Annotated in this window: 11 protein-coding genes; 4 read left to right on the plus strand and 7 right to left on the minus strand. The window is 70.4% G+C overall.

The window, feature by feature from the left end:
- Nucleotides 1-90: 90 nt before the first annotated feature.
- The 3 genes from ACIRC0_RS17530 to ACIRC0_RS17540 all read right to left on the minus strand — a co-directional run bounded on the left by ACIRC0_RS17530 (nt 91) and on the right by ACIRC0_RS17540 (nt 4310).
- A complete protein-coding gene (locus ACIRC0_RS17530) occupies nt 91-2388 on the minus strand; it encodes a hypothetical protein (protein ID WP_403617031.1) in 2298 nt (765 codons plus the stop codon).
- Nucleotides 2389-2517: 129 nt separating this feature from the next.
- Nucleotides 2518-2733, minus strand: coding sequence for an acyl-CoA carboxylase subunit epsilon (locus tag ACIRC0_RS17535; RefSeq protein WP_403617032.1), 216 nt, complete (start codon nt 2731-2733; stop codon nt 2518-2520).
- Complete coding sequence (locus ACIRC0_RS17540) at nt 2730-4310, minus strand: acyl-CoA carboxylase subunit beta (RefSeq protein ID WP_403617033.1); 1581 nt, start codon at nt 4308-4310, stop codon at nt 2730-2732. The genes ACIRC0_RS17535 and ACIRC0_RS17540 overlap by 4 nt, the downstream gene beginning before the upstream one ends.
- 222 nt (nt 4311-4532) lie before the next feature.
- On the opposite strand from ACIRC0_RS17540, the gene ACIRC0_RS17545 reads away from it, so the two are divergent.
- Nucleotides 4533-5039, plus strand: coding sequence for a flavin reductase family protein (locus ACIRC0_RS17545; RefSeq protein ID WP_403617034.1), 507 nt, complete (start codon nt 4533-4535; stop codon nt 5037-5039).
- 36 nt (nt 5040-5075) lie between these two features.
- On the opposite strand, the gene ACIRC0_RS17550 is transcribed toward ACIRC0_RS17545, so the two are convergent.
- Nucleotides 5076-5996 carry an MBL fold metallo-hydrolase gene (locus ACIRC0_RS17550; RefSeq protein WP_403617035.1) on the minus strand — a complete coding sequence of 307 codons (921 nt, stop codon included), beginning with the start codon at nt 5994-5996 and terminating at the stop codon, nt 5076-5078.
- 200 nt (nt 5997-6196) lie between these two features.
- On the opposite strand from ACIRC0_RS17550, the gene ACIRC0_RS17555 reads away from it, so the two are divergent.
- On the plus strand, nt 6197-6790 hold the full coding sequence (locus tag ACIRC0_RS17555) for a DNA-binding response regulator (RefSeq protein ID WP_403617036.1): 594 nt from the start codon (nt 6197-6199) through the stop codon (nt 6788-6790).
- Here the strand turns inward: ACIRC0_RS17555 and ACIRC0_RS17560 are convergent.
- The gene (locus tag ACIRC0_RS17560) at nt 6732-7907 is read right to left on the minus strand and encodes a sensor histidine kinase (RefSeq protein WP_403617037.1); all 1176 of its coding nucleotides are present in this window, start codon (nt 7905-7907) and stop codon (nt 6732-6734) included. The genes ACIRC0_RS17555 and ACIRC0_RS17560 overlap by 59 nt on opposite strands.
- A gap of 234 nt (nt 7908-8141) precedes the next feature.
- Nucleotides 8142-8918 carry a hypothetical protein gene (locus ACIRC0_RS17565; protein ID WP_403617038.1) on the minus strand — a complete coding sequence of 259 codons (777 nt, stop codon included), beginning with the start codon at nt 8916-8918 and terminating at the stop codon, nt 8142-8144.
- A gap of 285 nt (nt 8919-9203) precedes the next feature.
- Here ACIRC0_RS17565 and ACIRC0_RS17570 point away from each other — a divergent pair, with 285 nt between their 5' ends.
- Nucleotides 9204-10022 carry a BTAD domain-containing putative transcriptional regulator gene (locus tag ACIRC0_RS17570; protein ID WP_403617039.1) on the plus strand — a complete coding sequence of 273 codons (819 nt, stop codon included), beginning with the start codon at nt 9204-9206 and terminating at the stop codon, nt 10020-10022.
- A gap of 117 nt (nt 10023-10139) precedes the next feature.
- Here the strand turns inward: ACIRC0_RS17570 and ACIRC0_RS17575 are convergent, their stop codons facing one another.
- On the minus strand, nt 10140-10574 hold the full coding sequence (locus ACIRC0_RS17575; RefSeq protein WP_403617040.1) for a nuclear transport factor 2 family protein: 435 nt from the start codon (nt 10572-10574) through the stop codon (nt 10140-10142).
- A gap of 202 nt (nt 10575-10776) precedes the next feature.
- Here ACIRC0_RS17575 and ACIRC0_RS17580 point away from each other — a divergent pair, with 202 nt between their 5' ends.
- The gene (locus ACIRC0_RS17580) at nt 10777-11562 is read left to right on the plus strand and encodes a 3-oxoacyl-ACP reductase (RefSeq protein WP_403617041.1); all 786 of its coding nucleotides are present in this window, start codon (nt 10777-10779) and stop codon (nt 11560-11562) included.
- Nucleotides 11563-11595: the final 33 nt, after the last annotated feature.

Below are 11595 nucleotides of genomic sequence, written 5' to 3' on the forward strand. Positions count from 1 at the left end.
AACCCGCGCTCGGCCGGGGTTTCCCAGCCGAGCGTGTCGCGCTGCCTCCACTCGACTGCGGGCGCCGGGCGGCCCCCGGGCGCTGCGGTCTCACCCGGAGCGGACCGTGAGGTAGGTCCACCGGCTCCACACGCTGCCGGTCTGTGCGCCCGTGGCCGGTGGCGTGTAGTGGCCGCGGATGCGGTAGTGGTCGTTGCTCGTGAAGAGCTTCAGCGCCCGGCCGTAGCCGTACCAGCCGTCGGCGTACACGCTCCCGCAGTCCTGCGCGGTGACCTGGTGCCAGGCTCCCGAGTAGTAGTGCTCGAGGTACACCGTCATGTGACCGGTGGACTGGCGGGGAGTGACCAGGAGGTTGAAGCCCATGTTGACTTCGGACTTGTAGAAGACCTGGTAGGTGGTGGATCCGATGCGGGTGGTCCCGGTCGGCCACTGCATCTGCGTCCGGACGGTCGGCGTGACGGTCGTACCGGTGGTCACCGTGCGCGGCGCATAGCGGTAGTCACCCGCGAAGGCCGCGCTGAAGACGGTGTTGCGGCCGATCCTGTAGTACGCCACGAGGTTGCCGTACGCGTCGACCCTGCCGCTCTTGAGCTGGGTCCGCGACGCGCCCGCGGGCTGGGCGTACAGGGTCACGACACGGGAGTTGTAAGTCGTCCCCAGGTGCGCGGTGACCTTGACGGTCGCGCCGGAGTGGTACGACTTCGCGTCGGTCGCCACACTCAGGCTCGGCGTGGCGCGGGACACCTGCACCTTCGCCGACGCCGTGACCGGGAGGTAGGACGTGCCACCGTCGTAGGTGAAGGCGTAGGTGTTCGCGCCACCGACCTGCGGGGTGTCGTGGAAGGCGAAGCCGCCGTCCGTGGCGACGGGCACGGTGCCCACCGCGTAGCCGGAGGGGTGCGCCTGGTCGGTCTTGACGACGTGGACCGCGCCGGTCGTCACATGCGCGTGCGGCCAGGCGAGTCGACCGGTGATGGTCATCGCCGCGGCACGGTTTGCAGCGGAGGGAGCGGTCAGCGCCATGGTGGGCGCGTACTTCGCCACCGGGATGTCGAAGCTCCGGCTCGCCGGGGCGTAGTGGCCGCCTCCTGAGTAGTCGACGCGGAAGCTCAGGGAGCCGGTGGCAGGAGCGGTGCCGGCGACGTAGTAGGAGCCCAGGAAGTCGGACGGTGTGTGTCCCGGGGTGCTTGTCGGGTCCGGGATGAGCAGGCCGTCCGGATCGGCGTCGTCGTAGCGGGTGATCCGCACGGTGCCCGGAATTATGGATTCCTCAGCACTGAGGTTGAGGGGCGAGTCGAAGCCCGCCCGGAACGTGTAGGCCTCGCCGGGGGCGAGCGGGGTGGTCGTCGAGGCTCCGTAGAGACGGACCCACGCGGTTTCCGGGGTACGAGTGATGTGCAGCGTCGGTGATCCCCCGGAAGCGTCCACGGCCACGCCGTAGACCCGGCTGTCGTCCGGTGCCCAGGCGAGGCCGTGTGCGGCCAGGCGCAGCGGATAGTCGTAGCCGTACTCGGTGTACTCGCCGTCGCCCGTTTCCGGAAACGTGTGCAGCGCGCGGTCGCCGGCGGCCATGGTCCCGTCCGGGGCCACGGCGACGGTGGCGTACGTCGCGTCGGCGAACCACCCGTCCGCTGCGAGATCCGAGGTGCGGAACCGTTGGGTGCTCGCGTTCAGGTCCTGCTCGGACGAGACCGCCAGATGCTGCCCGTCCGCCGTGACCGCGAAGTCGCTCAGGTCGCGGAAGGGCAGCGCCTTCGCGGCCTGCCGGGTCAGCGCATCGCCCTCGGCCCGGTACGTGACGACGGCGGAGGTGTCACCCGTCTGCACGGCGGCCGCGAGGACGCCGGAGGGCGTCGGGGTCGTCGCCAGCATCGGCGCTGCCGGCCAACTGCCGGAATCCTGCCGCAACGTGACGGTTCCGGCCCCGTCGACGGATCCGATGCCGCCGGCGCCCGCCGTGCCGTACCCGAACCAGAGGGTGCCCCCGGCGACGGCCAGCGAGTCCGGGCGGCTGCCCGCGCCCGTGCTGTACCGAACGGACTCGGTCAGGCTCTCCGTGCTGATCGCCGCGATCGCGTCCCGGTCCGGCAGAGCCGCGTACAGCGCGGATCCGTCGTCGGAGAGGGCGAGACCCGTGGCGCCCGGCTCACCACTGATCATCGTCGGGTTCCCGCCGTCGAGGTCGGTGACGAGAATGCCGTCCGTGCCGGAGCCGCCGCTGATGAACAGGTGTCCGTGCGGGGCATCCACCACCATGTGCGCGAAGTGCGCGATCGGCAGCGGTACGTCCGACGCCGCGTACGAGTCGACCGCGCCGGGACCGATGACGGTCGTCAGTCCCAGGAGCAGCGCTGCGGCGGTTGGCGTCGAGAATCGCGCCGGCTTCATGAAAGGCCCCCCACATAACCTTCACGATCAAGGGGCGCAACCTAGCACGGAAAGATCAGGCGCCGATAGCGGCTGGGGCGGTAGCGGGCGGGGCGGAGATCACCGAGACCCGATCGCGCCTGGATCGGGTCACGGCAGCATCGGGCGCCATGACGGGGCTCGTGCGCCGGACCATGCGCCGGCCGGCGTCTGTGGTCGGCCCCACGGGGCCTGGGACGGCCTTCCGGCGCCGGGTTCGGCGTTCTCCCGGCGGGCCAGGCCGTAGAGCACCGATGTCAGCGCGGCCAGTTCGGGTTCCCGCGGTGTGCCCCGGACCACCCGGAACAGCGGTTCTTCGCCGGTCACTGCGGCTGGTTCCCGTGCTTGCGGCTGGGCAGCGGGACGTGCTTGGCCCGCAGCATGGCGAGCGCCCCGATGAGCCGGTGCCGTGTCTCGGCCGGGTCGATGACATCGTCGACGAGGCCGCGTTCGGCGGCGTAGTAGGGGTGCATGAGCTCGCTCCGGTACTCCTTCACCTTCTGCGTGCGCACCGCGTCGGGATCCTCCGCTGCCGCGATCTCGCGGCGGAAGATGACGTTCGCCGCTCCCTCCGCGCCCATCACCGCGATCTCGTTGGTGGGCCAGGCGAAGGACACGTCGGCGCCGATGGAGCGGGAGTCCATCACGATGTACGCGCCGCCGTACGCCTTGCGCAGGATCACCTGGACCCTCGGCACGGTGGCGTTGCAGTACGCGTACAGCAGCTTGGCGCCGTGCCGGATGATCCCGCCGTGCTCCTGGTCCACGCCGGGCAGGAATCCCGGCACGTCGACCAGCGTGATCAGCGGGATGTTGAACGCGTCGCACAGGGCGACGAAGCGGGCGGCCTTCTCGCTGGCGTGGATGTCCAGCACGCCGGCGAGCGACGCCGGCTGGTTGGCGACGATCCCCACCACGTGCCCGTCCATCCGGGCCAGGGCGCAGATGACGTTGGTCGCCCACAGCGGCTGGATCTCGAAGTGGTCGCCGTCGTCGACGATTTCCTCGATGACGGCGCGCATGTCGTAGGAGCGGTTGGGGTCCACGGGCACCAGGTCGGCCAGTTTCCCGGTGCGCCGGTCGGGCGGGTCGGCCGAAGGACGGTGCGGCGGGAGTTCGCGGTTGTTGGACGGCAGCAGGGACAGCAGGCAGCGCAGGTCCGCGAGGCACTCCTCCTCGTCGTCGTAGGCGAGGCTCGCCACCCCGGACACCCCGGCGTGTGCGTCGGCGCCGCCCAGCTCGTCGTGGCTGATCACCTCACCCGTCACCGCCTGCACCACGTCGGGCCCGGTGATGAACATCTGGGCGGTGCCGCGCACCATGAGCACGAAGTCGGTCAGGGCCGGGGAGTAGGCGGCACCCCCGGCGCAGGGGCCGAGGATCACGCTGATCTGCGGAATGACACCGGAGTTGCGGACGTTGCGCTGGAAGATCCCCCCGTATCCGGCGAGCGCCGTGACGCCCTCCTGGATCCGGGCGCCCGCCCCGTCGCACAGGCCCACGATGGGGGCGCCGGCCGCCTCGGCCAGATCCATCACCTTGTGGATCTTGGCGGCGTGCGCCTCGCCGAGCGCGCCGCCGTAGATGCGGAAGTCATGTGCGTAGACGAACACGGTGCGGCCGTCCACTGTGCCCCAGCCGGTGACCACCCCGTCCGTGTAGGGCCGCTTCGCCTCCATGCCGAATCCGGAGGCCCGGTGCCGGCGCAGGCTCTCGATCTCCGTGAACGACCCTTCGTCGAAGAGCAGCTCGATGCGTTCCCGGACGGTCAGTTTGCCCTTGGCCTTCTGTGCCGCGGTCGCCCGCGGACCGGGTCCGCCGCGCGCCTGGTCCTGGATCTCGGCGAGTTCGGTGACGCGGAACCGCATCGAGTCCGCGGGCTGCCCGTCATCAACGATGGTCATGCCTGCCCTTCCGATGAGATACGCGCCGCTCGGGCGAGCCCGATGCGGTGACGCTGCCGTGGCGGCGAGCGTCCGTCGCGTCCCTACAGCCCCGCTCGAAGCCGGCTGGACCGCCGCGCGGCCGGTTTCCGCCTCCATCCCGGATCCAGTGGTGCTCCAGAGCGGTCGCGGAGAGTGACCTGTGGACGTGATGGATCGGACCCAGGGCGGCGGCGGTGTGCCATGTCGGTGGCTAGAGACGAATTCCGGGCTTTCTTCGGATCGTTCCCCACGGCCGTGTCGATCGTGACGACGGTCGACACGGACGGTGCTCCTCGGGGGTTCACCTGCAGTGCCGTCACGTCGGTCTCGATCGACCCCCCGCTGCTGCTGGTCTGTCTGGACCGGTCCGCGCGCTCACTCGCGCCGCTGCTGTCGGCGGGGGCGTTCGTGGTCAACGTGCTCGCGGACGGCGCCCAGGACACGGCGCGGGCCTTCGCGAGCAGGTCGGAACGGAAGTTCACCGGCGTGCGCTGGCAGCCCTCGGCGGTCGCCGGGGGCGCGCCCGTCCTGCCGGACCTGGTGGTGGGCTACGCCGAGTGCACGGTGACACGGTCCCTGCAGGCCGGTGACCACTGGATCGTCATCGGCAGGGTGGAAGGGGTCGCGGTCTTCCCCCGGCCGCCGGTGCTCCACCAGCGCGGAGTGTTCGGGGTCTGGCCCGGCGAACTCGCCGCGTCCAGGGGGTGATCCGGCAGGGGCCGCGCGGGCGCGGCCCCTGGCGTCTCAGGCGTGGCAGACGGGCAGGCCTCCGTGGTGTTCGATCATCTTGCCGAAGAGCTCTCCGATGTCCAGCGGGTCGCCGGGGGCCGCACCCCGCTCCTCCGCGTAGGCCCGGTACAGGTTCGGAACCAGCCGCTCGGCGTCCAGCAGGTCGGCGTACTCGCCGAGATCGGCCTCGCGTGCCACGTCGAGGGGGTCGAGGCCGGCCGCCACGCCTTCCTTGGCCAGTTGCTGGATCCGGCGCAGGTATCCCTCGGTCACGTCGAGCACCTCCGGCCCGGCGACGGGTCCGTGCCCGGTGACGAGGACACGTGCGCCGAAGGCGCGCAACCGGTCGACGGCGGCCAGGGAGCCGGACACCGAACCCATCGGGCAGAACGGGGTCACCCCGGCCATGACCAGGTCGCCGGTGAACAGCACACCCCGTTCCGGCAGCCAGACCACCGTGTCATTGGTGGTGTGCGCCGGACCGACATGCACCAACTCGGCTCGCAGGGCGCCCACATGGAGGGTCAGCCGGTCCTCGTAGGTCACCGTCGGCAGCACGAGACGCAGGTTCCCCCAGTCGACATCCGGCCACAGCGAGGTCAGGTGCAGCCCGGCCGCGGCCATCTCGGCGCGTGTCCGGTGCTGGGCCACGACCACGGCCTCGGGGAAGACGAAGTTCCCGAAGGCGTGGTCGCCGTGGAAGTGGGTGTTGACGACGAGCCGAGGCGGGACGGGGGCGACGGCGGACACGGCCGTCCGCAGTCGCCGGGCGCGTTCCTCGGTCGCGGCGGTGTCGACCAGCGCGGCCTCGCCGTCGGCGACGACCAGGCCGGCGTTGTTGAGGCACCATCCGCCGTCCGGCTGGACATAGGCGAACACGCCGTCGGCCACCTCCTCCAGGGTGGCTGCCGAGGGGTCGTACTGTCGAGCGCTCATGAATGTCTCCCGTGGACGTCCGAGGGCCTGCCTGCCCGGACTGTCGCGGGTGTTCCTGGAGGGCTGGTCGAGTCCCTCCGCCGGGCGGCTGCGGAACGTGGCCGAATTCAGCAAATCCCAGGAAATGCAGCCATTTTCACAAGCTGCGGCGGGCTAGTATCGACTTTGTCGATCAACCGGGGGAAGTCGTGATACGGGTCATGCTGGCCGAGGACATGCACATGGTGCGTGGGGCCTTGGTGGCGCTCCTGAAACTGGAGCCGGATTTCGAAGTGATCGCGGAGGTCGAGTCCGGAGACGTCATCCTGCCGGTGGCCCTGGAGAGACGCCCCGATGTGGTCATCGTCGACCTCGATCTGCCCGGTCTCGACGGGCTCACCGCGGCCACCCAGTTGAGGGACCGGGTACCGGAGTGCGGCGTGCTGATCCTCACCAGTCTGGATCGCCCCGGCACCCTGCGGCGCGCCCTGGCCGCGGGGGCCCTGGGGTATCTGCGCAAGGACGCCCCGTCCCAGGAACTGGCGGAGGCGGTGCGCAAGGTCGCGGCCCACGAGCTGGCGGTGGACCGGCAGCTGATGCATGCCGCGTGGAGCCAGGAGGACAACCCGCTCACCAGCCGGGAGACGGAGGTACTGCGCTGGGCGGCGTCCGGCGCGGAAACCACCGAGATCGCCGCCCAGGTCCATCTGTCGGTGGGTACCGTGCGCAACTACCTCACGTCGGCCGTGGCCAAGCTCAACGCGCGAAATCGGCTTGACGCAGTGCGGATTGCCTCGGAGGCGGGCTGGTTGTGACCGTCCGCTGAGGGGCGGCGAGCGGGCAGCCGGCGATGAGGTGGAACCAGCCGTGCTCGTCGACCTCGGCGGTGAGCGCGCCTCCCAGACGGGCCATCCGCTCGGCGAGGTTGTCCAGGCCCCGGCCCCCGACGACCATCCGCGGACCGTTGTCCCGTACGCCGTCGTTGGACAGCGTCAGCCGCACATGGTCGCCCTCCTCCCAAAGCCTTATGCGGCACCGGCTCGGCTCTGCGTGCCGCAGCAGGTTGGTGACCCCCTCGCGGAGCACCGTGGCGAGTGCGGTCTCCGTCTGGCAGCCCCAACGGCCCTCCTCCGCCTCGATGTCGGCATCGACGTCTGCGGCGGCCAGTACCCTTCGCACGGCGGCGACTTCGTCGCAGAGGGAGAGCTCTCGGTAGGAGTAGGCCACCGTCCGCACGTCCGACAGGGCCTGGCGTGAGATGTCCAGCACCTCGCCGAGTTCCTTGCGGGCCTGCTCGTTGTCCTCGACCATCCGATGGACCAGCTCGCTCTTGAGCGTGATGGAGGCGAGGCTGTATCCGAGCAGGTCATGCAGGTCGCGGGAGAAGCGCAGGCGCTCCCGGGTGACGGCGAGGTGCGCGCTCTCGCCCTGGTTGCGGTGCGCCTCGCTCAGCAGTTCCGCCAGACACAGCAGGCCGTAGATCATCAGCCCGGTCATGGCGGTGCCCACGGTCAGGCAGGAGATGTCGAGCACCGGAAATCCCCTCGCCATGGCCAGAGCGCCCGCGACCACCGGATAGAGGGCGAAGAGAATCCACGAGAGGGGGGCGTCGACGATGAGCAGGGTGCTCCCGGCCACGAACCCGCCCATGCCACCCCAGGCGGCGCCGAAGAGCACGACCGGCGCGAAGGTGAAGAACGCCTGGAGCAGGAGTGTCCACCTGCCGTGACGGGCGCGGAACCGCCGGGCCGGCTCCGCGCAGTGGACCAGTTGCAGAAGAAGGACCGCGGCGAAGGAGAGCAGGCAGACCACGATGCTCACAGGCGAGGGGTGGGTCGCCAGGAGCCGCAGCGTGCCGGTCACACCGAACCCGCACTGGGCGAGGGCGACGACGATCACCGGAAACCACGGCGACAGATAGCGACTTCTCACCCCGTTTATTTCAAAAGCTGCTTCAGAAAGCGCGTTCCCCCGTGCAATACCGCCCATGACTCTCCTCGACAGATCACGCGGACATTGCGTTCGACGAGAAGCATACGGAGGCCGCGAGCCCCGGCGGGGGAACTGTGACGCATCCCCCGTCGGGACATTCCGGATCCCGGCCGAAATGACAGGTCGCGACTGAAGCGGACGATGAAGATCCGCTTTCCTGGTCGGCCATGGAATTCAATCCGGCCACTGCGGCAAGAATTGATCGAACATTTCCGGGTCGTACAACGATGAAATACCGGGCTCATCCCCGGGGAGGGCGGTGACCATGCCCGCCCCGGCCATATGGGCGATGATCGCCTGCGCCAGCAGCGGTGCCATCGCCTCGGCCGCGGCCTGCGCCGGCGTGACGTACCCCTGCAGCATCCGCGTCGTGAACAGTGCCTCCGGCCGGTGCAGCAGCACCCGGTGACACGCCTCGGGGGAGAACAGCTCCCCGGTGACGCCCCGGACGGTCAGCGTGCAGCGGCAGGACAGCCTCACCCACTGGTGCAGCGACGGCAGCACCGGACGGAACCGGGCCTGCCGGCACACCGGGACCACCGAGAGCACCGGCCCGAGACGGTCGTCCAGCCCGATCGAGCGCACCACCATGTGCTGGAGGCGCCACAGCGCCTCGGCGAGCGCGGCGGGAAGAGCCGAGAGCACATCCGTGCCGGGCGGCCCCTCGAAGGCGCCCCGCGGCGCGTCCACCGCGTTCTCCAGGGAGACCGGTCCCAGCACCATCCGGTCGAGCGTCCTGCGCACGATCGGGTGGGGCGACGGCAGCCGGACCCGGCCGACGGCACTGCGGACGACGAGCACACGACCGCCCTCCTCGTCCTCCAGCACGGCGTCGTCGCGCAGCGACCACAGGGACCGGGGCTCGTACCCGGGCCGCGGTGCGAAGCCGGTGCCCCCCGGTGAGCCGCCCCGCGGTCCTGCGGACACGAGCGGGCGGCGTCTTCCGTCCACGGATGAGATTCCTTCACTTGTCTGTCACGCACTGGTCGTCCCGGAGCGCTTTCGCGCCCGTTCAACGGGTTGCTCATTGTGCCGTCAGGCGGCCGCGAAAAAACAGTGATGTCGTCCAGGCCGCGTTAAAAGCTCATACACGCCTTCCGGTTGCGTGAGTTCGTCACGAGATCTCTGTGAGGGGGGCACTACTGCCTGGCGGACGCCTCGTGGAAGGCTCGAGAAGCACTCGTCGACCAGGGCGCCGCCCATGACCAGGGCTGCGCCCGAAGAGAGGCTCCCACCATGGAAATCGAGATACTCGGCCCGGTTGAGATCCGCATGAACGGGGTGTCGATTGTTCCGAGCGCGGGAAAGCCGCGGCAGGTCCTGGCGCTCCTCGCCATCAGGGCGGGCCAGATCGTGCCGGTGACGACCCTGATGGAGGAGGTGTGGGGTGACGACCTGCCGCGCAGTGCGGTCACCACGCTGCAGACGTACATCCTGCAGCTGAGGCGGAAGATCGTCTCCACCCTGCCGGCGGAACAGGGCGCGAGCGCCAAGGACGTCCTGAGCACCCGGTTCGGCGGCTACAGCATCGGCGTGCGCCCGGACGTCTGTGACCTCCGGGAGTTCGAGCAGCTCTCCGCTCAGGGCACGACGGCCCTGGACGCCGGTGACGCCCGAAGCGCCTCGTCGCTTCTCGGGCGGGCGCTGTCCCTGTGGCGGGGGAACGCGCTCATGGACGTGCCGATGGGCCGGGTGCTGGAGATGGAGACGCTGGGCATCCAGGAAGCACGCATGCGGGTTCTGGAGCAGCGGATCAAGGCCGATCTGCAGCTGGGCCGGCACGCGGAGCTTCTCGCCGAGTTGCGGGTCCTGACCACCCAGCACCCGCTGCACGAGACCTTCGCCGGCAATCTGATGCTGGCCTTCTACCGGTCCGGTGCGGTCTGGCGGGCGCTGGAGGTCTTCCAGCAGCTGCGCAGGACGCTGGACGACGAGCTGGGCATCGTGCCCTCCCCGCGGCTGCAGCAGCTGCACCAGGCGGTCCTGGTCGGGGACCCGGCGCTGGACGCCCCGGAGTACACCGCCGACGCGCCCCTGCCCCTCGTCGCGGCCTGACGGCCCGCCGGCTCGCTCCCGGCTCGTCCAGGCCCTGACGCCCGCACGGCTCCTTCCCGGCTCGTCCAGGTCCTGGTGGCCGCCGCCGGACCCGGCGGCGGCCACCAGGGCGGACGTTCAGCCCATGTGGTCGTAGTCGACGACGCGGGAGCGCATCAGAACCCGGTCGCCGGACGTCTCCAGCACGTCGCGCACGACGCAGCTGGGCCAGATCTCCGGTTCCGGCTTGCCGCCGGGGCGGGTGCGCACCACCAGGCAGTACACCGTGGAGCGAAGGGTGCCGTCCGGTTGGGGGTCGAGCACGATCTGGCTGAACCAGTGCCGCCGCTGGACCGGTTCGTCCCGGTACCGCTCGTGGAAGCGCACGAGTTCGGCGACGATGCCCTGGCGCGTGCGGGCGGGTTCGGTGCCGGGAGTGTGCTGGAAGGTGCCGTCCTCCGTGAACGTGGCGGCGTACTCCTCGAACCTGCCCTCGTCCAGCGCTTGCATCTGGCGGGCGTAGAACTGCTGGATCCGCGCGTACTCATGGGGCGGCACGGGCGTGTTGGTCATGGCTTCCTCCGGTGCCGGATCGGCGAGGTTCCCACCGTGTACCGGCCGCCTCGAAGGTCGCTCGAGCGCCGCCGACACCGCTCGGGCCCACGGCTCGGGCCCACGGCTCGGGCCGCGGTGCCGTCGAGAACTCTTCGACCACCGCTCAAGGCCCTGGGCGCAGGCTCGGCCCGTCGGAGTGAACGCGGGTCATGGAGGAAACATGGCGGAGGCAGTCAAACCGGTCGCGCTGGTCACCGGGGCCACCAGCGGTATCGGGCTGGAGATCACCAAGCGGCTGGCCGGGCTCGGCGCACGCGTCTACCTCTGCGCCCGGCAGGAGCAGCAGCTGGCCGCCACGGTCAAGGAGCTGCAGGACCAGGGGCTGGACGTCGACGGCACCACGTGCGACGTGGCGCAGCCGGAGCAGATCCGGGCCCTGGTCAGGGCCGCGGTGGAGCGCTTCGGGCCGATCGACATCCTGGTCAACAACGCCGGCCGCAGCGGTGGCGGGGCCACCGCGGAGATCCCGGACGAGCTGTGGCTGGACGTGATCAACACCAATCTCAACAGCGTCTTCCTGGTCACCAAGGAGGTCCTCACCACGGGCGGCATGCTCGACAAGGACCGCGGCCGGATCATCAACATCGCCTCCACGGGCGGGAAGCAGGGCGTCGTGCACGCCGCCCCGTACTCCGCCTCCAAGCACGGCGTGGTGGGCTTCTCCAAGGCGCTCGGGCTCGAACTGGCCCGGACCGGCATCACCGTGAACGCGGTGTGCCCGGGCTTCGTCGAGACGCCGATGGCGGAGCGGGTGCGTGAGCACTACGGCGCCATCTGGGGGGTCACCGAGCAGGAGGCCCACGACCGGATCACCACGCGGGTGCCGCTGGGCCGTTACGTGGAGACGCGCGAGGTCGCCGCGATGGTCGAGTACCTGGTCGGCGACGACGCCGCCGCGGTGACGGCGCAGGCGCTCAACGTCTGCGGCGGCCTCGGCAACTACTGAGCCGGACGCAGCCGTCGACGAGCGCGGGGGCCT

This window comes from Streptomyces sp. NPDC093984 (genome assembly GCF_044764595.1).
In the GTDB taxonomy this organism is placed as follows: domain Bacteria; phylum Actinomycetota; class Actinomycetes; order Streptomycetales; family Streptomycetaceae; genus Streptomyces; species Streptomyces cynarae.

Excerpts from the sequence above, each read along its gene's own strand:
- ACIRC0_RS17530 (WP_403617031.1), bottom strand. The coding sequence starts at position 2,388 with ATGAAGCCGGCGCGATTCTCGACGCCAACCGCCGCAGCGCTGCTCCTG.
- ACIRC0_RS17540 (WP_403617033.1), bottom strand. The coding sequence starts at position 4,310 with ATGACCATCGTTGATGACGGGCAGCCCGCGGACTCGATGCGGTTCCGC.
- ACIRC0_RS17545 (WP_403617034.1), top strand. The coding sequence starts at position 4,533 with ATGTCGGTGGCTAGAGACGAATTCCGGGCTTTCTTCGGATCGTTCCCC.
- ACIRC0_RS17550 (WP_403617035.1), bottom strand. The coding sequence starts at position 5,996 with ATGAGCGCTCGACAGTACGACCCCTCGGCAGCCACCCTGGAGGAGGTG.
- ACIRC0_RS17555 (WP_403617036.1), top strand. The coding sequence starts at position 6,197 with ATGCTGGCCGAGGACATGCACATGGTGCGTGGGGCCTTGGTGGCGCTC.
- ACIRC0_RS17570 (WP_403617039.1), top strand. The coding sequence starts at position 9,204 with ATGGAAATCGAGATACTCGGCCCGGTTGAGATCCGCATGAACGGGGTG.
- ACIRC0_RS17575 (WP_403617040.1), bottom strand. The coding sequence starts at position 10,574 with ATGACCAACACGCCCGTGCCGCCCCATGAGTACGCGCGGATCCAGCAG.
- ACIRC0_RS17580 (WP_403617041.1), top strand. The coding sequence starts at position 10,777 with ATGGCGGAGGCAGTCAAACCGGTCGCGCTGGTCACCGGGGCCACCAGC.